The sequence below is a fragment of the Pseudomonas fluorescens genome, from assembly GCF_001708445.1.
GTDB lineage: Bacteria > Pseudomonadota > Gammaproteobacteria > Pseudomonadales > Pseudomonadaceae > Aquipseudomonas > Aquipseudomonas gorinensis.
Genome location: NZ_CP015637.1, coordinates 458,379 through 483,004 on the forward strand (window position 1 = coordinate 458,379; position 24,626 = coordinate 483,004).

General features: G+C 62.9%; 25 protein-coding genes. 3 read left to right on the forward strand and 22 right to left on the reverse strand.

What is annotated here, in order from left to right; translation table 11 throughout:
- Window positions 1-25: 25 nt before the first annotated feature.
- From A7317_RS01980 to A7317_RS02070, 19 genes are all read right to left on the reverse strand, one after another.
- Complete coding sequence (locus tag A7317_RS01980) at window positions 26-1,252, reverse strand: beta-ketoacyl-ACP synthase (protein WP_069075104.1); 1,227 nt, start codon at window positions 1,250-1,252, stop codon at window positions 26-28.
- The gene (gene fabG, locus A7317_RS01985) at window positions 1,252-1,980 is read right to left on the reverse strand and encodes a 3-oxoacyl-ACP reductase FabG (protein ID WP_069075105.1); all 729 of its coding nucleotides are present in this window, start codon (window positions 1,978-1,980) and stop codon (window positions 1,252-1,254) included. Before fabG ends, A7317_RS01980 begins: the two co-directional genes overlap by 1 nt.
- Complete coding sequence (locus A7317_RS01990; protein WP_024072989.1) at window positions 1,977-2,438, reverse strand: hotdog family protein; 462 nt, start codon at window positions 2,436-2,438, stop codon at window positions 1,977-1,979. The genes fabG and A7317_RS01990 overlap by 4 nt, the downstream gene beginning before the upstream one ends.
- Complete coding sequence (locus tag A7317_RS01995) at window positions 2,435-3,601, reverse strand: beta-ketoacyl-[acyl-carrier-protein] synthase family protein (RefSeq protein WP_069075106.1); 1,167 nt, start codon at window positions 3,599-3,601, stop codon at window positions 2,435-2,437. Before A7317_RS01995 ends, A7317_RS01990 begins: the two co-directional genes overlap by 4 nt.
- Window positions 3,598-4,080, reverse strand: a complete 483-nt coding sequence (locus tag A7317_RS02000; protein ID WP_024072991.1) for a hypothetical protein — start codon at window positions 4,078-4,080, stop codon at window positions 3,598-3,600. The genes A7317_RS01995 and A7317_RS02000 overlap by 4 nt, the downstream gene beginning before the upstream one ends.
- Window positions 4,077-4,811 (reverse strand): class I SAM-dependent methyltransferase, encoded by a 735-nt coding sequence (locus A7317_RS02005; RefSeq protein ID WP_024072992.1) that lies wholly within the window; start codon window positions 4,809-4,811, stop codon window positions 4,077-4,079. The genes A7317_RS02000 and A7317_RS02005 overlap by 4 nt, the downstream gene beginning before the upstream one ends.
- Window positions 4,808-6,055, reverse strand: coding sequence for an NAD(P)/FAD-dependent oxidoreductase (locus A7317_RS02010; protein WP_024072993.1), 1,248 nt, complete (start codon window positions 6,053-6,055; stop codon window positions 4,808-4,810). Before A7317_RS02010 ends, A7317_RS02005 begins: the two co-directional genes overlap by 4 nt.
- 33 nt (window positions 6,056-6,088) lie before the next feature.
- Complete coding sequence (locus tag A7317_RS02015; RefSeq protein ID WP_024072994.1) at window positions 6,089-8,401, reverse strand: MMPL family transporter; 2,313 nt, start codon at window positions 8,399-8,401, stop codon at window positions 6,089-6,091.
- Window positions 8,391-9,083 carry an outer membrane lipoprotein carrier protein LolA gene (locus A7317_RS02020; protein WP_069075107.1) on the reverse strand — a complete coding sequence of 231 codons (693 nt, stop codon included), beginning with the start codon at window positions 9,081-9,083 and terminating at the stop codon, window positions 8,391-8,393. The genes A7317_RS02015 and A7317_RS02020 overlap by 11 nt, the downstream gene beginning before the upstream one ends.
- A complete protein-coding gene (locus A7317_RS02025; RefSeq protein ID WP_069075108.1) occupies window positions 9,077-9,505 on the reverse strand; it encodes an acyl-CoA thioesterase in 429 nt (142 codons plus the stop codon). Before A7317_RS02025 ends, A7317_RS02020 begins: the two co-directional genes overlap by 7 nt.
- The gene (locus A7317_RS02030; RefSeq protein WP_024072997.1) at window positions 9,498-11,039 is read right to left on the reverse strand and encodes an HAL/PAL/TAL family ammonia-lyase; all 1,542 of its coding nucleotides are present in this window, start codon (window positions 11,037-11,039) and stop codon (window positions 9,498-9,500) included. Before A7317_RS02030 ends, A7317_RS02025 begins: the two co-directional genes overlap by 8 nt.
- The gene (locus A7317_RS02035; protein WP_069075109.1) at window positions 11,023-11,958 is read right to left on the reverse strand and encodes a glycosyl transferase; all 936 of its coding nucleotides are present in this window, start codon (window positions 11,956-11,958) and stop codon (window positions 11,023-11,025) included. The genes A7317_RS02030 and A7317_RS02035 overlap by 17 nt, the downstream gene beginning before the upstream one ends.
- Window positions 11,955-12,689 (reverse strand): glycosyltransferase family 2 protein, encoded by a 735-nt coding sequence (locus A7317_RS02040; protein ID WP_069075110.1) that lies wholly within the window; start codon window positions 12,687-12,689, stop codon window positions 11,955-11,957. The genes A7317_RS02035 and A7317_RS02040 overlap by 4 nt, the downstream gene beginning before the upstream one ends.
- A gap of 77 nt (window positions 12,690-12,766) precedes the next feature.
- A complete protein-coding gene (locus tag A7317_RS02045; RefSeq protein WP_069075111.1) occupies window positions 12,767-14,437 on the reverse strand; it encodes an AMP-binding protein in 1,671 nt (556 codons plus the stop codon).
- Window positions 14,434-14,979, reverse strand: coding sequence for a membrane protein (locus tag A7317_RS02050; RefSeq protein ID WP_024073001.1), 546 nt, complete (start codon window positions 14,977-14,979; stop codon window positions 14,434-14,436). Before A7317_RS02050 ends, A7317_RS02045 begins: the two co-directional genes overlap by 4 nt.
- Window positions 14,976-15,230 (reverse strand): acyl carrier protein, encoded by a 255-nt coding sequence (locus A7317_RS02055; RefSeq protein ID WP_003187949.1) that lies wholly within the window; start codon window positions 15,228-15,230, stop codon window positions 14,976-14,978. Before A7317_RS02055 ends, A7317_RS02050 begins: the two co-directional genes overlap by 4 nt.
- 9 nt (window positions 15,231-15,239) lie before the next feature.
- Window positions 15,240-15,509: a phosphopantetheine-binding protein gene (locus tag A7317_RS02060; protein ID WP_024073002.1), complete on the reverse strand. Its 270-nt coding sequence runs from the start codon at window positions 15,507-15,509 to the stop codon at window positions 15,240-15,242.
- Window positions 15,487-16,299, reverse strand: a complete 813-nt coding sequence (locus A7317_RS02065; RefSeq protein WP_024073003.1) for a lysophospholipid acyltransferase family protein — start codon at window positions 16,297-16,299, stop codon at window positions 15,487-15,489. Before A7317_RS02065 ends, A7317_RS02060 begins: the two co-directional genes overlap by 23 nt.
- A complete protein-coding gene (locus tag A7317_RS02070) occupies window positions 16,275-16,994 on the reverse strand; it encodes a beta-ketoacyl synthase chain length factor (RefSeq protein ID WP_024073004.1) in 720 nt (239 codons plus the stop codon). The genes A7317_RS02065 and A7317_RS02070 overlap by 25 nt, the downstream gene beginning before the upstream one ends.
- Window positions 16,995-17,331: 337 nt before the next feature.
- Here A7317_RS02070 and A7317_RS02075 point away from each other — a divergent pair, with 337 nt between their 5' ends.
- Window positions 17,332-18,102 carry a ParA family protein gene (locus tag A7317_RS02075; protein WP_024073005.1) on the forward strand — a complete coding sequence of 257 codons (771 nt, stop codon included), beginning with the start codon at window positions 17,332-17,334 and terminating at the stop codon, window positions 18,100-18,102.
- 216 nt (window positions 18,103-18,318) lie between these two features.
- Here A7317_RS02075 and trxC read toward each other — a convergent pair whose 3' ends face one another.
- Window positions 18,319-18,753, reverse strand: a complete 435-nt coding sequence (gene trxC, locus A7317_RS02080) for a thioredoxin TrxC (protein ID WP_024073006.1) — start codon at window positions 18,751-18,753, stop codon at window positions 18,319-18,321.
- A gap of 236 nt (window positions 18,754-18,989) precedes the next feature.
- Between trxC and A7317_RS02085 the strand changes: the two genes are divergently transcribed.
- The gene (locus tag A7317_RS02085) at window positions 18,990-19,277 is read left to right on the forward strand and encodes a type II toxin-antitoxin system HigB family toxin (RefSeq protein ID WP_024073007.1); all 288 of its coding nucleotides are present in this window, start codon (window positions 18,990-18,992) and stop codon (window positions 19,275-19,277) included.
- 6 nt (window positions 19,278-19,283) lie between these two features.
- Window positions 19,284-19,685 (forward strand): helix-turn-helix domain-containing protein, encoded by a 402-nt coding sequence (locus A7317_RS02090; protein ID WP_024073008.1) that lies wholly within the window; start codon window positions 19,284-19,286, stop codon window positions 19,683-19,685.
- An 18-nt stretch (window positions 19,686-19,703) separates the two neighbouring features.
- On the opposite strand, the gene selO is transcribed toward A7317_RS02090, so the two are convergent.
- Both selO and mscK read right to left on the reverse strand, forming a co-directional pair.
- Window positions 19,704-21,167 (reverse strand): protein adenylyltransferase SelO, encoded by a 1,464-nt coding sequence (selO, locus tag A7317_RS02095; protein WP_069075112.1) that lies wholly within the window; start codon window positions 21,165-21,167, stop codon window positions 19,704-19,706.
- Window positions 21,168-21,215: 48 nt separating this feature from the next.
- Window positions 21,216-24,599 (reverse strand): mechanosensitive channel MscK, encoded by a 3,384-nt coding sequence (gene mscK, locus A7317_RS02100; RefSeq protein ID WP_069075113.1) that lies wholly within the window; start codon window positions 24,597-24,599, stop codon window positions 21,216-21,218.
- Between the last annotated feature and the right edge of the window lie 27 nt (window positions 24,600-24,626).

Here is a 24,626-nt window from a genome sequence, read left to right on the forward strand (position 1 = left end):
CCGTTTTCTCCAGTCGATTAAAAAGTCAGGACCAGCGGCGGAAGATCAACGAGGTGTTGACGCCGCCAAAGGCAAAGTTGTTGTTCATCACGTAGTCGTGGTGCATCTCGCGGAATCTACCTTGCAGGTAGTCCAGCTCGCCGCACTGTGGGTCGACATGGTCGAGGTTGAAGGTGTGCACGTACTGGTCGCGATTCATCATCTCGATGCTGAACCACGACTCCAGCGCGCCACAGGCGCCCAGGGTGTGGCCGAGGAAGCTTTTCTGCGAGCTGATGGGCATGCGGCTGCCAAACAGGCTGCTGGTGGCCAGGGTCTCGGCGATGTCGCCCTGGTCGGTGGCGGTGCCGTGGCCATTCACGTAACCGATGGCCGCGGGCTCAAGCCCGGCGTCTTCCAGGGCCAGCTCCATGGCGCGGCGCATGGTTTTCTGTTCCGGGCGAGTGGTGTGCTGGCCGTCGGCGTTGCTGCCAAAGCCGACAATCTCGGCGTGGATATGTGCACCCCGCGCCAGGGCGTGTTCCAGCTCTTCGAGCACCAGCATGCCGCCGCCTTCGCCGATCACCAGGCCGTCGCGGGCGCTGTCATACGGGCGCGGGCTGGTCTGCGGTGCGTCGTTCTTCAGGCTCGTGGCGTACAACGCATCGAACACCATGGCCTCGGTGGGGCACAGTTCTTCAGCGCCGCCGGCCAGCATCAACGGCAGGCGCCCGAATTTGATCGCCTCGTAGGCATACCCAATGCCCTGGCTGCCGCTGGTGCAGGCGCTGGACGTGGGGATCAAGCGCCCGGTGAGGCCAAAGAAGATGCTGATATTCGCCGCCGTGGTGTGGGGCATCATTCGCACGTAGGAGTTGGCGTTGAGCCCTTCGGCCACCGAGTTGAGCAGCATATTGCCGAACGCCTTGATCTCGTCGGTGCTGCCGGTGGACGAACCACAGGCCACACCCATGCGCCCGTCCTTGATCGACTCATCGCCGAGCAGGCCCGCATCCTTCAAGGCCTGCTCCGCCGCCCACACGGCCAGGCGCGACACGCGGCCCATGCTGCGCAACTGCTTACGGGTCCAATGGGCAGGCACGACGAAATCATCGATCGGCCCGGCCAGGCGCGTGTTCAGTTCGGTGAAGCGGTTCCACTCGTCCATGCGACGGATACCGCTGCGGTTGGCGCGAAAGTTGGCGGCGATGGTCTCCCAATCGCTGCCCAGGGAGGTCATGCCGGCCATGCCGGTGACTACGACGCGCTTCATCAGCACAGGCCCCCATTCACGGCCAGGACCTGGCGCGTGATATAGCCGGCTTCGGCCGACATCAGGAAATTCACCGCGCTGGCCACCTCTTCCGGGGTCCCCATGCGCTGCGCCGGGATCATTTTCATCAATTCTTCGACCGGTACGTTCTCATCGAGCATGGCAGTTTCGATCAAGCCGGGGGCGACGCAGTTGACGGTGATCTTGCGCTTGCCCAATTCGATGGCCAATGCCTTGGCCGCGCCGATCAGGCCGGCTTTCGAGGCACTGTAGTTGACCTGCCCGCGATTGCCGATCAGGCCCGATACCGACGTGATGCACACGATACGCCCGGCCGCGCGCCGCCGAATCATCGGCATCATCACCGGGTGCAGTACGTTGTAGAAACCATCGAGGTTGGTACGCATCACCACGTCCCAGTCCTCTTCGGACAAGGCCGGGAACGCACCGTCACGGGTCAGGCCGGCGTTGAGCACCACGCCGTAGTAGGCACCCTGTTGCTCCACATCTGCCTCAAGGATGGCCTTGCACGCCGCGCGGTCCGCCACGTCGAATTGCAGCACCCGCGCCTTGCGGCCCAGGGCTTCGATCTCGACCTGCACCGCGTCGGCTTCAGCGCGACCACTGCGGCAATGCAGCACGATGTCATGGCCGGCCTGGGCCAGGCGCAGGGCAATGGCGCGGCCGATACCACGGCTGGAGCCGGTGACCAGTACGGATTCAGTCATGGCGTTTCGTCCTTCGATTCTTCTAAATAGTTGGCCGCCTGGGGCGGTCGAAATACGTTCAGGCGCGCGGTGGCCTGGATACCGTCACCGGTGAGGTGGCATTCGAACACACCCATGCCGTTGTCGTCTTCCAGGGAGCGCAGGCCGTGGATGCGTAACTCGGCGCCTGCCGGGAAATGCGCCACGTTGCACTCGAACTTGCGTGTGCCCAACAGGAAACCCAGTTCCACGGCCTGGCCTTTTTGGCGGGCACGACAGCCGGCATAGGCGGCGACGCTCTGCGCCATCAATTCGATGCCGACCCAGGCCGGCAGGCTGCCGTCGGGGCGATTGAACAGGCCGCCGGGCTTGACGGTGGCGCGGGTGTGTATCTGCTCTTCATCGAACGACAGCACCTGGTCGATCAGGATCATGTCGCCCGCATGGGGCAGCAGTTCGGCGAGTGGCCAATCGATCATGGGGCCTCTGCGATAATCAGGCTGACGTTATTACCGCCGAAAGCAAACGAGTTGCTCATCAGGCAGCGTTTTTCCAAGGCGTCACCGGCCTGCGCCCAGTGCAAGGCCGGCAGCGTCGGGTCGGCCTGGCCGTCCCACACGTGCGGCGGCACCCGGCCATGGGCCAGGCTCAGCCAGCAGAACGCCGCTTCCAGTGCGCCGGCGGCGCCCAGGGTGTGGCCGCTCATGGGTTTGGTCGAGGAGCAGGCCACCCCGGCAGGGAACAGGCTGGCGACGGCCAGGCTTTCCATGGCGTCGTTATGTTGGGTGGCGGTGCCGTGCAGGTTCAGGTAACCGATCTGCTCGGGCTGCAACCCGGCACTGGCCAGCGCCTTGCGCATCGCCTGCAGCGCGCCTTTGCCCGTCGGCTCCGGCGCAGAAATATGGTGCGCGTCGCAACTGGCGCCGCTGCCCAACAGGGCGATCGGGGCGGTCTCGCGACTCATCAGGAACAGCACCGCCGCTTCGCCGATATTGATGCCGTTGCGGTTCACTGAAAAGGGGTTGCAACGTTCGTTGGATACCGCCTCCAGCGCCGTAAAGCCGTTAAGCGTCAACTTGCACAGGCTGTCGACGCCGCCGCAGATCACCGCGTCGCACACGCCCAGATCCAACAGGCGCCGGGCACTCATCAGCGCGCGTGCGCTGGAGGTGCAGGCGGTGGAGATCACGTAGGCCGGGCCGCTCAGTTGCAGCCAGTCGGCGAGGAAGTTCGCCGGGGCGCTGAGTTCCTGTTGCTGGTAGTCGTAGTCCCTGGGGAAGTGCTTGTCGCGCAGGTAATGGGCGATGCTGCGGCTGGCCTCGTCAATGCCCGAGGTGCTGGTGCCCAGCACGATGCCGACCCGTGAGGCGCCGTAGGTCAGGATCGCCTGGCGGATATCCGCTTCGATCTGCAACGCGGCTTCCAGCAACAGTTGGTTATTGCGGCTGTTCTGCCGGCCCAGTTGCGCAGGGATGCTCGCCAATTCGCCGGGTACGCTGCCCACCGGCAACACTCGTTCCGGCACCCAGCCGCTTTCGGCGCGCATCCCTGCGCAGTCGCCGGCAAACAGGCTGCGGCTGACTGCGTCCTGGCCGCGCCCCAGGGCGCAGATCACGCCGAGGGCATTGAGGTAGGCGGTCATCGGGCGGCCCCAAGCGGTGTGATGCGATAACTCAACGGCTGCCCGCTGATGTTCACACTGAACACTTCTGAAGACTGATAGACGATTTGCCAATGGCCCGGAAGCGTGCGTGTCAGGTCCATCGCCTGGGCGTTGGGGTAAAGGCTGCGCACGTCATCCGCCGAAGCCAGGGCAAACAGCAACGCGGCAAACAGCTCGCGCGCCTGGGGGTTGGGCGGCAGCAAGCCGTCGGCCTGCCACTGGCCATCGATGAGTTTCTGCCGGGCCAGGGGGATGCCCAGCGGGTCCATCATCGACCAGCGGATGGCGTTGCCCTCGCGTTGGATCACCAACAGCCAATCCTGGCTCTGGCCACGTTCCATGCGCTGCACATGCAATTGCAGCGGCAACGCCAGGGTCGGGGTTTTCTCCGGCAGCGGTGGCTGGCTGGCGCAGGCGCTCAGCAGCAACAGGCAACCGATCAACAACAGGCGGATCATGCCGCGACGCTCGCCAAGGGTTTGCGCGCCACGCAGTTGACCAGGGTTTCTTCCCGCTGGCCCACCGGGGGCGCCTTGCGCAGGCCCCAGCGCTCGAGCAGGCCGAAATCGCGGGCACGGCTCCACCACAAGTACGGGTAAGAGACATTCCGTGCGTCGAATTCAAAGCCCTGCTCGCGGAGCATCTCCAGGTACTGCTCGGCGCTTTTTTGCACGTGCATCGGGTGGCGGAACAGCCAGCGAATGACCCAGGTGTCGATATAGGCTTCGGTGGACTCGGCAAACAGCAGGTAGCCACCGGGCTTGAGGACCCGGTAGAACTCGTTCAGCGCGCGATGCTGCTCGACCAGATGATGGAAGGTCTGGTGGCAGAACAGGATGTCGACGCTGGCATCCGCCACATCGAGGGTGGCGCAGTCGCTGCCGATCAACTCGACGGCCAGGCCCTGGCGCGTGGCTTCTTCACGGCTCCGTTCCAGGCTATGGGGGTCGGCGTCCAGGCCGATCAGGCGCGAGGGCGCGAACACCTGCTGCAACAGCTTGAAGGATTTCCCCTGGCCGCAACCGGCGTCGAGCAATACCGGCGCGACGGGCAACGGCTCGCTGAACAGGCTGCGCAGGTCGTTGATGGCCACGCGCAACACATGATGCTGCCAGGTGTGGCTGCGCAGGAACCAGAAGCCGAACCTGGTTTCTTCGACGTAGTGCTTACTTAAGTACTGACTGCTCACGCGGCATCCCCCGCACAAATCTCCGACAACATCCGCAGCCGCCGCTTGGGTTCGCTGACGAATGGGTTGCGCTCATCCCAGGCATAACCGGCGAGGATCGAGCTGATCATCCGACGAATCTCTGGCGAGCTGCCCGCATGGAAAATCACATCCTGGAAGGTCCCGGCGTACCAACCTTCGACGTAGCAACGGAAGGTGTCGACACCGCGCTTGAGCGGCTCGGCAAACTCAGTTTGCCAATCCACCGTCTCCCCCTTGAGCTGGCGGTGCAGCACACCGGCCGCCATGCTCGCCGAACGCATGGCGATGGTCACGCCGGACGAGAACACCGGGTCGAGGAATTCCGCAGCGTTGCCCAGCAGCGCAAAGCCCGGGCCATGCAGGGTTTTGACGTTGGCCGAATAACCGCCGATGGTCCGTGCAGGTGTATCCCATACCGCATTTTGCAGCACGCCGGACAGGCTTGGCGTCTCGTCGATAAAACCGCGCAGGCAGGCATCGAGGTCACTGTCGCGGCCGTCGAAATGCGCCTTGGCCGCGACCACGCCCACTGAGCAGCGGCCGTTGCTGAACGGGATGGTCCAGAACCAGATATCGCGCTGGGTCGGGTGGGTGGTCACGAGGATCTTGGTGCGGTCAAAGCCTGGGTGTTCGATGCGGTCTTCGACATGGGTGAACACCGCCTGGCGCAGTGGGAAGTTCGACGGCGCTTCCAGGTCCAGCAGGCGCGGCAGCACGCGGCCGTAGCCGCTGGCATCGAGCACGAACTTGGCTTTGACGTGGTACTCGCTGCCATTCTCGCGGCGCACATGCAGGTAGCGACACTCGCCGGAAAAATCCACGCCGACGATGGTTTGGCCGTAGCGGATGTCCACCCCTTGCAACGCCGCCTGGTCTGCCAGCAGCTTATCGAACTCGCCGCGCTGCACCTGGAAGGTGGTCGGCTTGCCTTGGCTGAAGGTATCGCCAAAATCGAACGCGCTGTAGCGCTCGCCCCAGGCAAACGCGGCACCGGTTTTCACCTGGAAACCCGCCGCCTGCACAGCGTCGAGCATGCCCGCTTCTTCGATAAAGTCGATGCAGTGGGACAACAGGCTTTCGCCAATCGAGAAGCGCGGGAAATGCTGGCGCTCGATAATCAAGACATCATGCCCCTGGCGCTTTAGCAGCGTCGCGGCGATGGCACCGGATGGGCCGGCACCGATCACCACCACCTGGCGACGTTCCATTTCAACTATGGGCACGAGGGCTCCTTGCCACATTGGCGATAATCACATTCATAAGGCGTGCTTCTGTTGGCCGGCCCAGGGCGCCAGCATAAAGCTGAACGCCAGGCCCAGGCTGACCGACAGACCGAAATTACTCACTGCCGGCGTGCTCGACACCGCCAGCAGGCCGAACGACAACCAGGTTGTCAGTGCCGCCAGCAGTGTTCCTAAAAGGCTGACCGCGGGCCCGCCGATCTGTTCACGCATCAGGATCGCGTAGTCGACACTGATGGCCGTGACCAGCAGCAGGCCGAACAGGCTGAACAGCGTCAGTGGCTGGCCCAGCCAACCCAGGCTGGCCAGGCTGCACAGCGCCGCCAGCAACGGCAGGGCAACGATACGCAATGCACCGCCCAAGCCGAACGGCAGGACCAGCAGTAGCACGATCAGCCCGCACGACATCAACTTCAATTCAGCCGCGCTGATCTGGGTCGCGGCGAAAACGCGATTCAAGTCACCCAGGCGATCGACCAGTTGCACGCCGGGCAAATCCACGGCCTGCACCTGCAACAGCGCCGGGTTGTTCAAGCCTTGCAGGCTGACCATGGCCGCCACGCCGCCGTCCACCGGGCCCAGCCACAGCGTGCGCCAGGGTTCTGCCAGGGGGCCGACCAGCGCAGCGTCGATGTCTTCGGTGGGCAGCGCCTGCAACTGCGCGACTTCGGCTTGCAGCGCGCTGGCTGGCACACCGAGGTCCAGCAGCGGTTGCCAATGTTCCGGCAGTTTATTCAATGCCTCGCGCAGCCGTTGTTGCTCGGCCGGCAGGTTGACCAACTGGTTCAGCGCCAGGTAGCCCTGGAGCTTGTCCATATTCACCAACTGTTCCAGGCGCTGGCCCAGGGCGGCTTGGCGTTCCAGTAACTGCTGCTGATTGTCCGCGCGCACCAGGAAGAACTGGCTGGTGGGCTGGAACCCGGTAATACGCGCCACGGCCTGGGCCTCTTGCAGCAATTGCGGCGGTGCGCCGATCCACTGGCGAATATCGTTTTTGCTGTTCAACTGCCACAGGCCAGCGGCGCAGAACAGCAGTACCCACACCAGCAGCACCGCGCTCGGCACGCGCTTGACCAGCGAGGCGCGCATGCGCCACAGGCCCTCGGCGATGCGCAGCGGCCATTGCGCCGGGCGCAGTTCCACGCCCTTGAGCAACGCCGGCAACAGGCAGACGGCCGACAGATAGGCGCCGACCAGCCCCGCCGCGGAGAACACCGCGATTTGCGTCAAGGCCGGGAAGGGCGTCCAGGCCAGCGCCAGGTAACCGATGCAACTGGTGGCCAGGCTCAGGGTCAGCCCCGGCAGGGTCAGGCGTAATGCCGGCCAGCTGCGCCACGGCTGCATGCTCCAGCTTTTGGACAGGTAGTGCAGCGGGTAATCCACGGCCACGCCGATCAAGCTGGAGCCGAGTACCAGGGTCATCACGTGCATATGGCCAAACAGCGCCACACAGGCCACCGCGCCAAACAGCATGCCCACCAGCACAGGCACAAACGCCAGCAACACGCGCCAGCGGCGGAACGCAAGCAACAGCAGCAACAGGATGCCAACGGTCGCGCCGCCGCCGACCCAGGTGATTTCCCGGCTGGCCTGCTGCTGCCCGTTGGCGGCGTAGAGCAGGCCGCTGGCGGCGAGCAACTGCGCGCCTTGTTCACTGGCCTGCGTGCGGCTGGCCTGGAGCAAATCCGCCACTTGCAACGGCAGTTTCATATCGAAGGCATTGCCGGTGGTACGCGCGCGCAGCAGCACCCAGCTCTTGCCGTCGGCCTCGGCGATCAGCGCACCGCTGCCGATATCCAGCTGCACCGCGCCTTGTTGCGGCTGGCTGTTCTGGATGCGCCCGGTGAGGCCCAGCCAGTCATCCTGGCTCGGCACCAGGCTGAACCCGGTGAAGGGGTCGAACAGTGATTGCACACGCTGCTGGATGAACGCGTCGGGATGGTCGATCAGTTGCTCGCGGTCTTTGCCCGACAGCATCGCCAAGCGCCCGCGCAGCAATTGCTCACGCAGTGCCGGCAAGTCGGCTTGCAGGTTCCATTGCACCTTCTCGAACAACCCGCTGGCCTGCCAGCGCTCGCCCAATTGTTGGGCCACGGCCACCGCCTGCTGGCGATCGGCATGCCCGACCAACACCAGCATCTCGCGATTCAACGGCTCCTGCATGCGCTGTTCGGCTTGCTGCTCCAGGGCGTCCGGCGCGCCGCCCGGCACCAGTTCCATCAGGTTGGCCGACAGCGGTGCACCGTGGCGCCACTGCCAGCCGGCCAGGGCCAGCACGGCCACCAGCAGGATCAGGAACAGGCGCGGTAACTGGCGCTCACTGGGCAAAGTCGTGTTGCTCCGCGTCGCTCAAGGGTTGGCTCGCCGTGCTGTCTTGCATGCGCAATACGGTGCTGTCGCCCTGGGTTTCCAGCAGTTCGATGGTATGCACCAGTTCGCCGCCGTCGATATTGATCTGGGTGAACACTTGTTTGAGCAGCAGCGAACGCGGGATCAGCGTCAGCTTCCACTGCGTGGCCTCGCCTTGCAGTTGCAGTTCGAAATCGCGTTGCAAACCGCTGCTGTCACCCTGCAGCACGGCGAGGAACAGACGGTTCTGCTCGGCCCCGGCGCTCTTGTTCGGCAGGGTTTGCCAGCCATTGGCGTCGCGGCGGGCAATGCCTTGTGGGCTGATGCGGTAATCCTGCTGCAACGGGGTTTTCAGCAGCCAGAGCAGGCCGTGGTCCTTGGCCAGCACAAAGGTGCCTTTGCTGACCAACGGTTGCGGCAGTGCACGCAGGTGTTTTTCCTGGATGAAGCTGCCGTGGATCACTGAGGGTTTGGCCAACTGGTCGCTGAGTTGTTGCAGGTCGAAGGCGTGTGCCGCCCCCGAAAAACCAAACAACACCAACACTGTAGGAGCGAGCTTGCTCGCGAAAAACCCGAGAGCGCCGCGGGGGATCAGGAAACCCGCGTTATCGTTGACGATCTTCGCGAGCAAGCTCGCTCCTACAGAGAACGGGGTCAGCATTTCAGGGCCCTTTCGACGGCGTCGGTAAAGACTTTGGGCGAGGCCAGTTGCATCTCGCGGCTGGCAATTTCCACCGCCACTTGCACGGTACTGGCTCGGGTCAAACGCTCGCCGCTGGCCAGATCGGTGATCAGGTAATTGACCTTCAAACGGTTCTCCCACTCCACCAGGCTGGCGCGCACGTTGATCGTCTGGCCGAACACCGCACCGCGCACATAGCGCAGTTGCATGTCGATCACCGGCCAGGCGTAGCCGGCTTCGAGCATCGCCGCGTAGTTATGGCCGATCTTGTCCAGCAACGCGCAGCGCGCCACTTCCAGGTACTTCACGTAATGCCCGTGCCACACCACGTTCATGGTGTCGACGTCGAAAAACGGCACGAGGATTTCGGTGTCGCTGTGCAGTACGCCAGGGCTACGCATGCAGCCCCCAGTGTTGCTCGGCGATGCGTTGCAGGCACAGGCGCAGTTCGCCTTCCAGGGCACGGTCTTCGATGACCGGCGGGAAGTCCTTGGCCAGTTCTTCGTGCATGGCGGCCAATGCCGGTGGCAGTGGGCGTGCATCCTCGGCCTGGGCGCGCAGCCACACACCCTGGTTGGCCGCGAGCAAGGTGGCGGCGGCTACCTGTTCGGTCAGCTCCAGCACGCGGATCGCGTCGCGGGCGGCAATGGTGCCCATGCTCACCTTGTCCTGGTTATGGCATTCGGTGGAGCGCGAGAACACGCTGGCCGGCATGGTATTTTTCAGCGCTTCGGCGGTCCAGGCGCTGGTACCGATCTGCACGGCCTTGAACCCGTGGTTGATCATCGCGCGGTCCGCCGGCGCGCCGGACAGGTTGCTCGGCAGGCCATGGTTGTAACGCACGTCCACCAGCAGCGCGAGTTGCCGGTCCAACAGATCAGCGACGTTGGCCACCAGGGTCTTGAGGCTGTCCATGGCGAACGCGATATGCCCGCCGTAGAAATGCCCGCCGTGCAGCACGCGCTCTTCTTCGGCGTCGATGATCGGGTTGTCGTTGGCGCTGTTGAGCTCAATCTCGATAAACGAACGCAGCCAGTTCAGGCTGTCGGCCAGCACGCCGAGCACATGGGGCGCGCAACGCAGTGAATAACGATCCTGCAAGCGGTGCAAAGGGGCTGTCGGCGCATCAATCGCCAGGTCCTTGCGCAGCCAGGCCGCAACCTGCATCTGCCCCGGGTGCGGCTTGGCGGCGAACAGGCGCTCGTCGAAGTGCTCCGGGTTGCCTTGCAGCGCCACCACGTTCAGCGCGGTAATGCGCGTGGCCAGTTGCAGCAGGTAATCGGCGCGGGCGAACGCCAGGCAGGCGAGGCCAGTCATCACCGCAGTGCCGTTCATCAGCGCCAGGGCTTCCTTGGGGCGTAGCACCAGCGGCTGCCAGCCCAATTCGCGGTGTACGTCGATGGCCTGGCGGCGTTCGCCACGGAACAGCACGTCACGTTCGCCGGACAGGGTCGCAGCCACATAGGACAGCGGCGTCAAATCACCGCTGGCCCCCACCGAGCCTTCTTCCGGGATCAGCGGCAGTACATCGTGTTCCAGGAATGCATGCAGGCGCTCGAGCAGCTCCACACGCACGCCGGACACGCCGTGGCACAGCGACTGCAAACGCGCCGCCAGCACGGCACGGGTGGCTTGTGCGTCGAGCAACTTGCCCAGGCCGCAACCGTGGAAGGTGTACAGGTGACGCGGCAGCGCTTCGACGTGCTGCAATGGCACCGCCACCACGCAGGAGTCACCGTAGCCGGTGGTCACGCCGTAGATCACGCCTTCCTTGTCGAGCAGCGAGTCGAGGAACTGCGCGCCTTTGGCGATGCGCTGGCGATAGGCGGCGTCATCCTGCAAGTGCGTGGGCACCTGACGGTTGGCCAGGGCCAATACGTCTTCAATGCGCAGAGGGCGTTCGCCAAAGGTTACCGGCTCAAGATGCGTCGTCATCGGTCTTCCAGAAGGGATAAAAGTTGAACCATTGTTGGGGCGCTTCCAGGCAGAACTGGCCCAGGCGTGCGGCGTAGCGCGCGGTCCACTGCGCGATGACCTGCTCGCGGGTGCTGCGCTTCCATTCGATCGATTGCGCGAAGGGCTCGATGGTCAGGCGATAGCGGCCCTGGTGTTTGAGGCACATCAGCAGGTTTACCGGGCATTTGAGCAGGCCGGCCAGCAGCCACGGGCCCTGGGGGAAGGCGGCGTCATGGCCGAGGAAGTCCACGCGCACCGTGCGCCCGCCATGCAGCGGTACGCGGTCGCCGGCAATTGCCAGCCATTCGCCTTCGTCCAGGCGCTGGCTGAGCAGCAGCATGGTGGCCGGGTCCAGCTCGCTGACCTGGATCAGGCGTAAATGGGTCGCGCCGGCTTCGCCCAGCAGGCGGTTGAAACGCTCGGCATGCTTGGTGTGCACCAGCACGTTCATGGTGACGCGTTCGCCGATTTCCGCCAGCGCACGGCACACTTCGAGGTTGCCCAGGTGCGCACCCACCAGCATCTGTCCGCGTTCGCCACGCAGTTGCCCGCGCAATTGCGCCGGGTCGTTGATCTCGATCTGTTCCAGGCGCAGCTTGCCGTTCCAGACGTCGAGCTTGTCGAGCAAGGCGTCGGCAAAGGCCATGAACTGGCCGAAGACTTTGCGCTGGCTCGGACGCAGCTCATCCCGACCGCTCCACTCAGCCAGGCGCTGCTGGTACTGCCAGGCGCTCTGGCGCGCCGTGCGGCCGAACAGGAAGAAGTACAACACGATGCCGTACAACAGCGGGCTCAGCAGGCGTCGGCCAAGCACCTTGGCGGCGACGGCGGTGAATTTCATCAGCCAGTAGCTGCCGCGCTCCTCGCGATCGGCCCAGTGTTTGCTGCTGTCGCTCATGCCTGCCACCGTCGCCACAGGATCATCGGCGCGCGCACCAGCATGCCGAAGAACAACCGGGTGTGCATGGCCGAAATGCGCACGTTGTCACGGAACAGGCGGAAGTGTGACAGCCCGTCGGCGGGGTAATGCACCTGGGTCGGCAGCCAGCGCATCGGCTGGTTGCGCCAGGCCAGGCGCACCAGGATGTCGGAGTCGAAATCCATGTGTGTGCCGATGTAGGCCGAGTCCATCAGGGCCAGCGTGGGCGCCAGCGGGTATACGCGAAAGCCGCACATCGAGTCGCGAATCTGTAGCGACAGGGTATTGATCCATACCCACACATGGGTCAGGTAGCGCGCATACAAACGAGCCTTGGGCACGCTGTCATCGTATTCGGGGTAGCCACAGATCACGGCCGTGGGGTGCCGGCGTGAGGTGTCGATAAAGCTTTCGACTTCGCGCAGGTCATGTTGGCCGTCGGCGTCCACTTGCAGGGCGTGGGTGAAGCCCAGGCGCGCGGCTTCGCGAAAACCGGCCATGACCGCACTGCCTTTGCCCTGGTTGTTGGGCAGGGTCAGCAGGGTGACGTTATCGAGGCTCGCCAGTTGCGCCAATACCGCCGCGCACGCCGGGCTGCTGCCATCGTCCACCAGCAGACAGGGCAGGCCGCTGTTCAGCAGGCTATAGACCACGGCCGGCACGGCGGCTTCGTGGTTGTAGACCGGGATCAGGGCGCAGGGGTTATGCATGGTGTCCCTCATTGATAGGAAAACACCCTGTGGCGAGCGGGCCCGCTCGCCACAGGAAGCCGATTTGCCACAAAAGCTTATGCATGGGCGGCTTCCAATTGGATCCGGCCGCTGGAGCAGGTGGCGACGCCGTTGCGGTAGGCGAAATACAGCTTGCCGCGTTCCTGGTCGAAGCGCAGGTGCAGTTCGATACAGTCGCCCGGACGCACCAGTTGCTGGAACTTGAGCACTTCCATGCCGGCGAAGGTCGGCGGCAGGTCCAGGCACTGCTGGCCGAGGTTGAATGCCCACTCCACTTGCACCACGCCCGGCAGCACCGGGGTGACCGGGAAGTGGCCGCTGAAATAGGCCAGGTCCGGCGGGACGCTCAGTTGCAAGGTCCATTCGCCATCGACTTCGACGTGTTCCAGCACTTCCGGCGCTTTTGGCCGGGGGGCCAGCAGCAGTGCTTCGACATCCGCCTGGGGCAGCTTGCCTTGGCTGTTCAGTGGCAACTGGCGCAGCAAGCGCCAGCGCCGAGGCAGGGCCAGGGCTTCGCAGTGTTGGCTCAGGTGCTGGCGCAGGGTTTGGATCACGGTGCGTCGGCCCTGGTTGCGCAGGGCATGCAGGCCCTCGGGGCTCAACACCACCAGCGCGCCGAGTGACGCACGGTTTTCCTGGACCACGCCCAGGCGGGTTTCGGTGACCCACGGGTGGGCCATCAGCGCGTGTTCAAGCATGGGCAGGGAGATGCGTTTTTCTTCCAGCTTGACGATGCGGTCCAGTCGGCCGAGCAGTTCGAAGCGGCCATCGGCGTGGATGCGGGCGGCGTCGGCGGTCTGCTCGATGTGCCCGGCGGGCAAGTACGGCGAGGCGATGCGCAGGGCGCCGTCGGCGTCCTGGCTCAGCTCGACACCGGCAAACGGCTGCCACGGCTGTGCGCCTTGGCGCCAGGCAATACCACCGGTTTCCGAGCTGCCGAGGATTTCTGTCGGCCATTGCTGCAGGCGATCGTAAAGGCTGCCGGCGGCCTCGATGGGCAGCGCGCCACCGGAAGAGAACACCCGCGACACTTGGCTCAGCGCCGTCCAGTCGAGGTTATCGCCCATGCGCTTGAGCAGCGCCGGGCTGGCGACCCAGGCAAAATGCGCGTGTTCGCGGCTGGCGCGCTGTAAATCCTCGGGGAAGGCCAGTTGTTGGCGCACAAAGGGACGGCCGGCGCACAACGGCCATAGCACCCGGAACAGCAAACCGTAGATATGTTGGGTGGCGACGCTGCCGATGATGCACGCGTCTTCAAGGTCTGGACCCCATAGGGCTTCCAGGGCCTCAACTTCGTTGGCCAGCTGGCGCAGGGTCTTGTCGATGCGCTTGGGTTCGCCGCTGGAACCGGAGGTACACAGGCTCAGTTGGCAAGTGTCCAGATCCAGTGCCGCCGGGTCCAGCGGCGCTTGGTCGAGCGCGGCGAGGTCATCGGCGGCGATCAACCAGGCGTCGACGGCATCGGCCCAGCGTAGGCGGGTTTGCGGTTGCAGGTCGGCGGGCAGCAGCACGCTGGCCCCGGCGCGCCAGGCAGCCAGCAAGGCGACGGCCAATAAGCCGGCATCTTCCAGATGGACAGCCACGCGCTTGATGCCATGTGCCTGCAAACCCGCCGCCAGACGCAGGGATTGTTCCCACAGCTGGGCGTGATTCATTGCAGGTTCGGTGGTGACCAAACGCTGTTGCAGCGGCTCAAGCAGCAACTGCTCAAGTTTCAACCCTTTCATACGCGGCCTCGAACCCTTTGTCGTACCAGCCATTCCACGGCAAACAACAGCCCCATCAGCCCGTAGGCGATCAGGCCGTTGTACAACGTCCACCAGCTCAGCGGCGCCCACAGGGTGAGGGCGGCGGCGAGCAGGCCATTACATAGAAAAAACACACTCCACACCACGGTGACCTGGCGCGTATACACGACGGCGTGGGTTGGCAGCTGAGGGTCGCTCATGCGGGCCAGGCGCTCGACCATCGGCGGGCCGTATTTCAGGCTCAGGCCGAACAGCGTGAGCATGAATGCACTGACCAGGCTCGGGTACCAGCGCAACAGGCGAGGGTTGTCGAACCAGGCCAGCAGCAGGCAAAACACGATGACCGCCACGGCCATCCAGCGGCTACCGGGGCGCCGTGCAGCGGTCAGCGCGCGCAACAGCCACAGGCTGCCCAGCAGCAAGCCAAATTGCCACGGCGCAAAGTGCTCGGTGCCGTAATACACGGCAAAAGGGTACAGCAGCCCCGCCAACAACAGGCCAAGGCTAATCAACCGGCTCATGCGGCTGGCTGGACCAGACGGTACACCGCCTCAACCACATCGTTCACGGTGCGTACTGCCTTGAATTCCTCAGCGGCGATCTTCTTGCCGGTCTGGCGCTTGATATGGTCGATCAGGTCCACGGCGTCGATGCTGTCGATTTCCAGGTCCTGGTACAGGTTGGCGTCGAGGGTGACGCGTTCCGGGGGCAGTTCAAACAGTTCCACCAAGGCGTCGCGCAGGGTGTTGAAAATATCGTCACGAGTTTGCATGGTCCGGTCTCAAGCTGCCTGTCTGGCCGTGACGAACGCCGCAAGGCTGGCCACGTTGGTGAAGTGATTGCGGGTGTCCTTGGCGTCGGCGTCGATTTTTATGCCGTACTTTTTCTGGATCGCCAGGCCCAATTCCAGGGCGTCTACCGAATCCAGGCCGAGGCCTTCGCCGAACAGGGTTTGATCGTTTCCGATGTCGTCGGCGCTGATGTCTTCCAGGCCCAGGGCCTCGATGATCAGCACCTTTATGTCGTGCTCAAGGCTGTGTTGGTCGCTCATCTTCGGCGAGCTCCTTAATAAAATAGTGATGCAGGTAATCGTTGAGCTTGCGTGAAGCCTGGGGCGCGGGCCCGAGTGCGGCAAACGCCTGTGGTTCTATATCGGCCCCTACCCGCAAACTGAAGTGCACGCGGCGTTTTGGGATGCGATACCAGGGTTCGGCCTTGGTCAGGGTGGTGGGGCTGACCTTGATCACCACGGGGGTGATGATTGTCGCACCGCGCAGCGCAATGGCGGCGGCGCCGCGATGAAAGGCAGGCGCCGAGCCAGGGGTGGTGCGGGTGCCTTCGGGAAAAATGATCAGGGTCTGGCCGCCGCGCAGGGCATCGGCGGCGGCATCGAGCATTTCGCTGCTGCCGTCGTTGCTGATATAGCCCGCATCGCGCACCGGCCCACGGGTGAAGGGGTTCTGCCACAGGCTTTGCTTGACCACACAGTTGGCCTGGCGCACCAGGCCGATCAAAAACACCACGTCGATCAGCGACGGGTGGTTGGCGATGATCATCTGGCCTGGGCGCCCGAGGTTTTCCGCACCTTCGACGCTGTAGGTCAGCACGCCGGCGCGTTGCATCAGGCGGATAAAGAACCAGAACAGCTTGCTGATGGTATGGCGGGCGCGGCGTTGGTGTTTTTCGGCGCTTCCTGGCAGGCACGCGAGCAACGGGAACACCAGCAAACGCAGGCACAGGCCGCCTGCTCCGAACAGCGCGAAGCTGGCGGCGGTGGCGAGCAGGCGCCAGTAGTAGGCGTCCCGTGGTTTGTCGGTCAGGGCTTGCGTTGCCAGTTCCATACGCGGTTCTTCCAGGCATGTTGGCAGGCGACCTGTTCAGTGAGCAGGGTGCGCAGCAGGTTCAGGGCATGGGGCCACTGGGTTTGAGTGGGTTGGACAGTGCCGCGGGTAAGTTCCAGTTGCCACTCGTCGCCTGGGGTCAGCAGCAGGCCGAGGGCATAGGGGAACGGCACGTCGGCGATCCAGTCGGCATAGGCTTCAGGCGGCTGTTCTTCGGTAATCACCAGCAACACGGCCGGGGCGCCTTCATTGAGCAGGGCGGCGGCTTCGAGCAGGCCGTGTTCCAGGCCGTCGCCAGCGGCAGCAAGGGCCGTCATCTCGCTGGTTTCATTGCGTAGGATCGACCACAGGCCAATCACTGCGTTATGTACCGACAGGCTGAACTGGGTCGGCGACAGCGGCTGGTCATTGGCCAGGTCGCTGAGGATGTCGAGGGTGCGCGGGGTTTCGCCGTGACGCGAAATAAACACCAGGGGCAGGTCTTGCCGGCCCTCGGCCAGCGGCCAACCCACGCTGAACGCCATGCGTGCCAGGCGGCTGAGGCGGCGGCGCTGCATGGCGGGCAAGAACGATACGTCGGGGCTGGCTTCGCTGGCGGGCAGCAACACCGGGGCCCGGCACCAGGCGTACCAGTCGTCCGCGCTGTCCAGGCCAGGAGCCCAGGCACGCCATTGGGCGATGTTGAAGTTGATCACTGAGAAGTTATCCCGCCCCTGCGGGCTTCCATGTGCGGCCATTGGCCGAGTTTACCGGGACGGTGAGCAAGAGCCGAATGGCGCGCATTATCCGGGTGCTGTGGGGTTCTAGCAAACTTTGGTAAAGAATTGTTCACGGCTGATTACAAAATTTGCGGAGAGATTTACAGATTGTCCTTTACCGCAGGACGAATTGGATTGTCGGACCCTTCCTATTCGTTTGTACGCGATGAGCCATGGCTCGCGGTTAATGCAGCCGTGCATGGATGAACGAGGTAGCGAACAGGCGCTTTTGCCCTCTACACTCGGACATTCATTGATACACGGAGGTTTTTCCATGCGGCGCGTGGTGTTCAATCAGAAAGGCGGCGTTGGCAAGTCCAGTATCGCCTGCAACCTGGCGGCAGTCAGCGCCAGTGAAGGCTATCGAACCCTGTTGGTGGACCTCGATGCACAAGCCAACTCCACCCAGTACCTTACCGGGCTGACCGGCGATGATATCCCGATGGGCATTGCCGAATTCTTCAAGCAAACCCTGTCTTCCGGGCCTTTTTCCAAGAAAAACCGCGTGGATATCTACGAGACACCGTTCGACAACCTGCATGTGATCACGGCCACCGCAGAGTTGGCGGATTTGCAGCCCAAGCTCGAGGCCAAGCACAAGATCAACAAGCTGCGAAAGCTGCTGGATGAATTGAGCGAGGATTACGACCGGATTTACCTGGATACCCCGCCGGCATTGAATTTTTATGCGGTTTCGGCGCTGATTGCCGCTGATCGTGTATTGATCCCCTTCGATTGCGACAGTTTCTCGCGCCAGGCGTTGTATGGCCTGCTGGCGGAAATCGAAGAGTTGAAGGAGGACCACAACGAGGGGCTGGAAGTGGAAGGCATCGTCGTCAACCAGTTCCAGGCCCGGGCGAGCCTGCCGCAGCAGATGCTCGATGAGTTGATGGCCGAAGGCTTGCCGGTATTGCCGGTGTACCTGGCCAGCTCAGTGCGCATGCGTGAGTCGCACCAGCAGAACAAGCCGCTGATCCACCTGGACCCACGGCATAAGCTCACTCTGCAATTCGTGGAGCTGCACAACCTGCTGGAAAATGCCTGACCTCAAGCGCTACCCGGACCCAATGTGGGAGCGGGCAAGCCCGAATGCCAGTCAGTTAAGCGTACATCGCCTTCTGTAGGAGCGAGGGGGGCGCCTAGTTCTTGCTCGCGAAAAACTCACAGACGCCGCATTCACTCAGGAAACACGCGTTATCGTTGACGTTTTTCGCGAGCAAGCTCGCTCCTACAAAAAAACCTTAACTGACTGGCATTCGGGTTACACCCCCTGGCTACGCAACCAACTCATCAACTGCGGCAACGGAAAGGCGCCGCTCTGGCGCGCCACTTCGCGGCCGTTCTTGAACAGAATCAAACTGGGGATCGAACGAATCCCCAACTGCGCCGACAGCTGCTGATTAGCCTCACTGTCCAGCTTGGCCAGCCGGCACTTGCCCGCCAGCTGCGCGGCCGCCTGTTCGAATACCGGCGCGAAGGATTTACACGGCCCACACCAATCGGCCCACACATCCACCAGCAACGGTAAATCGCCCTTGATCTGGCTGGCGTAGTCGCCTTGCTTCAGCTCGAAAGGCTTGCTCAGTAGAACCGGCTGCTTGCAGCGCCCACATTTGGGCGTATCCCCCAGGCGCTCTCCGGGGATGCGGTTGAGGCCGTTGCAATGGGGGCAGGGGATAACGAGAGGTTCGGACATGGTGGCGCTCCGTGGATGTGGCCAATGCTCCCTATCTGGAGTCAGGTAGCCGTTTTATCAAGCTCGAGGGCGACGACGCATGCGCTAACAGATTCGCAAATGTCGATTGGCGCATGCCTATCTAGGCTGGGAGTGCTTGTTCGAAACAGCACCATTGGTCCGTTCGGCGCCATAGCAAATTGCGATAGTCGCAGTTCGGGTTTAACCTCCATAGCAATATGCGATAGGGATGTTGCATGCGCGTAATCAGTGCGAAACAAATCCGCAATGCCAAAGTGAAGTGGCCTCATTCAGCCTGTGCTTTGGATGCGTGGTATCGGAAGGTCAAAGTCCTCAATCCAGAAGACTTCGCGGCGTTGAAATCGATTTTTCCGGCCGTGGATAAAGTGGGGGCGTTACACGTCTTCAACATAGGTGGTAACAAGCTGCGCCTCATTGCGATTGTGCGCTACCGAATGCAGCGGCTCTATATTCGACATGTGCTGGACCATCGGGAATACGACAAGGGTAATTGGAAGGAGTGAGTGGAAATGAGTGTGCTGATCGAGCAGGTGGCCGAGCATTGGCAATTCGTGTCGCCCCTGTTGCGCAAGCCCAAAACCGAGGCTGACTACGATGTGCTGGTGGAGGCGCTCGACGAATTGCTGGATATCGTAGGGGAAGACGAAGCTCACCCGTTGATGGGCGTGGTCGATATCATCGGTGACTGGGTCGAGGCTTATGACTTGGAGCATTGGCCAGTGCCAGAGGCCAGCGGTGTCGACGTATTGCGATCCCTGATGCAGGAGCATGGTTTGACGCAGAGTGATTTGCCAGGTGTTGGCGCTCAATCGGTTGTCTCGGAAATCCTCAGTGGAAAACGCCAGCTCAACGTTCGGCAGATTCGTTGGCTGGCGGATTATTTCAAGGTGCCGGTCGATATGTTCATCTAACCGCGAGCATGGCGCGTATCACGACGAACAGCTGATCTCCAGATGCTTGCCCCAATCCGGCGGCCGCTGCGCGTACTGTTCCATCCCCGCCTGTTCCTCGAATGGCTTGGAAAGCACCTCGTGCAAGCGCCGCACTTCGCTGTAATCGCCTGACTCGGCAGCGGTGATGGCGTTTTGTGCGAGGTAGTTGCGCAGGATGTACAGCGGGTTCACCGCATGCATTCGCGCACGGCGCTGTTCTTCGGTGCCGTCCCCATCCCGTTCGACACGGGCCTTGTACAGCTCGGCCCAGGCATCAAACCCGGCTCTATCGACGAAATCATCGCGCAACCGCGTCACGGCCAACGCTGCCGATTCATCCCCCAGCCGTCGGAAGAACAGCGTGTAGTCCACGCCGCTGTTCTGCATCAGCTTGAGCAAGCGCTCCACCAATTTCTGATCATCGTCTTCAGCAGTGGTCAGCCCCAAACGACGACGCATCAAATCCAGGTAGTGCGCCTGGTACAACGGCAGGTACAGGCCCAGGGCTTCCTTCAAGGCATCGACGCTGATAAACGGCGTGAGTGCCTGGGCCAGCGCGCTGAGGTTCCACTGGCCAATCGGCACCTGGTTGCTGAAGGAGTAGCGTCCTTCGTGATCGGAGTGGTTGCAGATGAAGTGCGCGTCGAAATCATCCAGAAACGCAAACGGCCCGAAGTCGAAGGTGATGCCGAGGATCGACATGTTGTCGGTGTTCATCACCCCATGGCAAAAACCATACGCCTGCCATTTGGCGATCAGTTCTGCATTGCGTTCGACGATTTCGCGGAACATCGCCAGATACGGTTCGGGCTGTTCGCGGCAGTCGGGGTAGTGCAGGTTCAACACGTGTTCGGCCAGTTCAGCCTGCTGTTCGGGCTTCTTGGTGTAATAAAAATATTCGAAATGACCAAAACGGATATGGCTGCGGGCCAGGCGCAGGACCATGGCCCCGCGTTCCTGCTTCTCACGCCACACCGGGGTGCTGGAGCCGATCACGCACAGTGCGCGGCTGCTGGGAATGCCCAGCGCGTGCAGCGCTTCAGAGGCGAGAAACTCACGAATCGAAGAGCGCAGCACGGCGCGGCCGTCGCCCATGCGCGAGTAAGGCGTCTGCCCGGCGCCCTTGAGGTGCAGATCCCAATGCTCGCCGGCGGCGTTGTACACCTCGCCCAGCAGCAACCCACGGCCATCGCCCAATTGTGGGTTGTAGGAGCCGAACTGGTGCCCGGAGTAGACCATCGCCCGCGGTTCCGCCTCGGCCCATAGCTTGTGCCCGCCAAACAGCTCGGCGAATACCGGGGTTTCGGCCACCGTCGGGTCGAGGTCGAGCAGGGCCATGGCGGCATCGCTCGCCACGACCAGGCGTGGTTCGTCGAGGGGTTCAGGCAATACGTGGGTCGAGAACGCGTCGCCCAGGCGCGCGAAGCGGTTGTCGAAGGTCAGTTCGTCGAGGGCTTTCACCGGCCATCTCCAGCAGAATGTCCGAGCATTCTGCTGGGGATAGGCGGTTTAGTCGAGCTTGGAGGGTGGCGGCTCGGGGGCATCCGCCACTTTGCCCGGTGGTGGCTCCGGGGTATCCGGGGATTCGACCGGACCGACGATGGTCCTGTTTTCGTCTTCTACCGGCACCAGCTTGTACTCCTGGCCGTGGAGGTTTTTCAGGTAGACCTCCATCTGCCGGAACGAGATGTTGATGTGGTGGTTCTTGAACTCGCGGTTGATAAAGCGGTTCACCTCGTCGATCACCGGGTTGCGGTCGCCCAGGTCGCGCACGTGCATGCGCAATTCGTGGTCGAGGGTGCTTTCACCGAAGTTGAGGAAGTAAACATGGGGTTCCGGTTCCTTCAGCACCCGTGGGTTTTCTCGCGCAGCCTTGAGCAGCAATTCCTTCACCAGGTCCAGGTCGGAGCCGTAGTCCACCCCCAGTTTGAGGGTGACTCGGGTGATGGTGTCGGTCAGCGACCAGTTGATCAATTGCCCGGTGATGAAGGTCTTGTTCGGGACAATGATGTCCTTGCGGTCGAAGTCGGTGATGGTGGTCGCGCGGATGCGGATCTTGCTCACGGTGCCCGACAGGTTGCCGATGGTGATGGTGTCGCCGATCCGTACCGGGCGTTCGAACAGGATCATGATGCCGGAGATAAAGTTGGCGAAGATCTCCTGCATGCCGAAGCCCAGGCCCACCGACAGCGCGGCGACCAGCCATTGCAACTTGTCCCAGCTCACACCGAGGGTGGACAGGGTCGAGACAAAGCCGACGCCGGCAATCACATACGACAGCAACGTGGTGGTGGCGTAGGCGCTGCCCTGGGCCAGGTCCAGCTTGGACAGCACCAGCACCTCCAGCAAGCCGGGCAGGTTGCGCGCCAGGGCGAAGGTGATGCCGATGATGATCAGCGCGCCGAGCAGGTCGCCGATGCTGATTGGCACCATGCTGATATTGGCGCCGGTGCCGCTGGTGTATTCGTAGAGGGTGACGTTGTCCAGGTAGGAGAACACCGAGATCAGGTCTGACCACACCCAGTACAGCGCCGCGATGAAGCCGCCGAGCAAGGCCAGGCGGATCAGGCGCATCGATTGTTCGTTGACCTGCTCGATGTCCAGGGTCGGTTCTTCGATCACCGCCTCGCCGTCGCCGGCTTCCTTGGCTGCTTGGCGCTTGGCCAGGGCGCGGGAGTAGGCCAGGCGCCGTGCGGCAACGCCCAGGCCGCGTACGAAGGTGGCTTCGATGACCAGCCAGAGCATCAGCAGGTACAGGGTATTGATCAACCGGTCACTGAGCTTGAGCGCGGTGTAGTAGTAGCCGAAGCACACGGCGATAAACAGGGCGATGGGCAGCGCGGTAAACACCAGGCCCATGGCTTTGCGAAACAGCGAGGCTTTTTCGTGGGTCGGGCTGTGTAACAGCAGGCGCCCCAGTAGCCAGGCCATCAGCGCATAGCACAACAGCACCACGCCAATGCCCAGCACGTCGTCGGCCAGCGCTGCCGGTTGATGTTCGGCAATCGCCACCACGGCCACCAGGGCCAGAACCACTAGCCCGAGCTTGCGCACCCAGCCTTGCAGGAATTCGACCTGGGGTTTTTCCCAGCGGAAGTGCAACTCGGCCACGCCGCCCGGCGCCAGGATGCGGTAGGCGGTGTAGAACACCAGCCACGCCTGGGCGATCTGCAACAGTGCCGCGCCGAGGTTGGCGTTTTGCCCACGGGCGTCGATCTGCAGTGCATAGCCGCACAGCGCCAGGCCCAGGGCCACCGGCATCGCCAGCAGGATGTTCACCAGGATCGCCTGTGGTGTGTGCCACTGGCTGTCGCGCTTGAAGTGGCCGATATCCAGGTGGACCTTTTTCAGGCGGGCGTACAGGGCGTTACGTCGCCACAGCAGGGCGCCGATCAACAGCAGGAGCGGCAGGAACAGCAGGGGGCGCTGGGTCAGGCCATCGTACAGTTCGCTGACGCTGGAGGCCCAAGGCAGGCTGGTGACTTGCTTGCTCAGGTGCGCCGGTACGGTTTCCAGCCATTCGGTGTCCAGCGGCTTGTTGCTGGGGATCCAGAACATCTGCTCGTCCAACGTCGCACGCAGGGTGGTGGCGGTGCTGAGCAGTTGTTTCTGGTTCAGTTGCAGGGTGATCGATTCGTTAAGCAGTGCGCTCAGTTCGCGGCTCAGGCGCTCCAGCAGGTCGCTGCGGGTGATCGCCAGTTCCAGCAGGGTGCGGCGCAGTTGCGGGGTGATATCGTCCGGCGGCTGGTTGGCCAGCAGGTTGTCTACGTAGGTGCTGGGGGAACTGATCAGCTCGCGCTGCTGGTTGACCTCGAACTGATACAGGCGAATGTTGGCGATATCGTCCGCCAGGTCGCGGTCTACCGTGAGGCGTGGCAGTGCCTGTTTTTGCTTGTAGAGGATCTTGGAGAGCAGCAGGCTGCCCTTGAGGACGTTGATCTGTTCATCCAGCGCCGAGTCGCTCTGGGTCACGGTGTCCAGTTGCTGCTTGGTCTGCAGGTTTTTCTGGGTCAGGTCGTTGAGGCGGTCGGTGCTTTTGAGCAGGTAATCGGACAGCTTCAGGTTGGCCGCGCTTTCCGTGGCCAGCAGGCTGCTGCCACCGGCTTTCTGCGCTTCGATCGATTGTTGGGTAACGGTCTGTTGGGACTGGGCCAGGCGTTTCTGGTTGATCAGGGTTTGCAGGTCCTGGATCTCTTGTTCCAGGCGCGCGGTCTTTTCGACTACCAGGTCGTGCTGGCTGTTGCCCAGGTCTTGCAGTTGGCTGTTGCCGGCCAGTTCCTGGCGGCGCAGGGGGATCAACGCGTTCAGGGCGGCGAGTTCGGCGTTCAACTGGTTGCGCTGGTCGCTGCTGAGGGTCTTGCCATTGTCCTTGCCGGCCTTGAGGGTCGAATTGATCTGCTGGATGCGCGTCTGGCTGTTGCTGATTTCGGTCTGGGCGCGCTCGGGGCGGGTCTGGGCGGCAATGGTCAGGCTGTTGGCTTCGGCCAGGTCTTTTTGCAGGTCGCCTTGCTGGGTGGTGCGCTGCACCAGCAATTGCTCCAGTTGCGGCACCGGCAGCGAGGCGTAGCGCTGGGCTACCGGAATGACCTTGGTGGCCTTGAGCCGGGTCAGTTCGCGCTGGTTCTCGCTGGTCTGGCGCGGCGCGTCTTCCAGCTGGCGCTTGAGGTCCGCCAGGCGCTGTTCGTAATCCTGTTTGTTACCCAGGTAGGTCAGGGTCTGTTGCAGGATCGACTGCAGCGCCTTCATGTCGGCGTCGGGCAGCTTGCGATCAGGCAGCTTGTCCAGGGTTTGCTGGATGGCGTCGGCGCTGGGTGGGTCGGCGGCATATACGCTGCCGACACAAAGAGTCAGGCCCAGCAGGGCAGTGGCGAGAAAAGTGCGCAGGGTTGGCATAGAGACCGGTCGAGCAAGGTGAAGAAT

Coding starts and splice junctions, on each gene's coding strand:
- A7317_RS02085 (WP_024073007.1), top strand. CDS start 18,990: ATGCGCGTAATCAGTGCGAAACAAATCCGCAATGCCAAAGTGAAGTGG.
- A7317_RS01995 (WP_069075106.1), bottom strand. CDS start 3,601: ATGACCGCCTACCTCAATGCCCTCGGCGTGATCTGCGCCCTGGGGCGC.
- A7317_RS02060 (WP_024073002.1), bottom strand. CDS start 15,509: ATGAGCGACCAACACAGCCTTGAGCACGACATAAAGGTGCTGATCATC.
- A7317_RS02075 (WP_024073005.1), top strand. CDS start 17,332: ATGCGGCGCGTGGTGTTCAATCAGAAAGGCGGCGTTGGCAAGTCCAGT.
- A7317_RS02025 (WP_069075108.1), bottom strand. CDS start 9,505: ATGCGTAGCCCTGGCGTACTGCACAGCGACACCGAAATCCTCGTGCCG.
- A7317_RS02040 (WP_069075110.1), bottom strand. CDS start 12,689: ATGCATAACCCCTGCGCCCTGATCCCGGTCTACAACCACGAAGCCGCC.
- A7317_RS02055 (WP_003187949.1), bottom strand. CDS start 15,230: ATGCAAACTCGTGACGATATTTTCAACACCCTGCGCGACGCCTTGGTG.
- mscK (WP_069075113.1), bottom strand. CDS start 24,599: ATGCCAACCCTGCGCACTTTTCTCGCCACTGCCCTGCTGGGCCTGACT.
- trxC (WP_024073006.1), bottom strand. CDS start 18,753: ATGTCCGAACCTCTCGTTATCCCCTGCCCCCATTGCAACGGCCTCAAC.
- A7317_RS02000 (WP_024072991.1), bottom strand. CDS start 4,080: ATGATCCGCCTGTTGTTGATCGGTTGCCTGTTGCTGCTGAGCGCCTGC.
- A7317_RS01980 (WP_069075104.1), bottom strand. CDS start 1,252: ATGAAGCGCGTCGTAGTCACCGGCATGGCCGGCATGACCTCCCTGGGC.
- A7317_RS02045 (WP_069075111.1), bottom strand. CDS start 14,437: ATGAAAGGGTTGAAACTTGAGCAGTTGCTGCTTGAGCCGCTGCAACAG.
- A7317_RS02090 (WP_024073008.1), top strand. CDS start 19,284: ATGAGTGTGCTGATCGAGCAGGTGGCCGAGCATTGGCAATTCGTGTCG.
- A7317_RS02065 (WP_024073003.1), bottom strand. CDS start 16,299: ATGGAACTGGCAACGCAAGCCCTGACCGACAAACCACGGGACGCCTAC.
- A7317_RS02035 (WP_069075109.1), bottom strand. CDS start 11,958: ATGAGCGACAGCAGCAAACACTGGGCCGATCGCGAGGAGCGCGGCAGC.
- A7317_RS02030 (WP_024072997.1), bottom strand. CDS start 11,039: ATGACGACGCATCTTGAGCCGGTAACCTTTGGCGAACGCCCTCTGCGC.
- A7317_RS02050 (WP_024073001.1), bottom strand. CDS start 14,979: ATGAGCCGGTTGATTAGCCTTGGCCTGTTGTTGGCGGGGCTGCTGTAC.
- A7317_RS02020 (WP_069075107.1), bottom strand. CDS start 9,083: ATGCTGACCCCGTTCTCTGTAGGAGCGAGCTTGCTCGCGAAGATCGTC.
- fabG (WP_069075105.1), bottom strand. CDS start 1,980: ATGACTGAATCCGTACTGGTCACCGGCTCCAGCCGTGGTATCGGCCGC.
- A7317_RS01990 (WP_024072989.1), bottom strand. CDS start 2,438: ATGATCGATTGGCCACTCGCCGAACTGCTGCCCCATGCGGGCGACATG.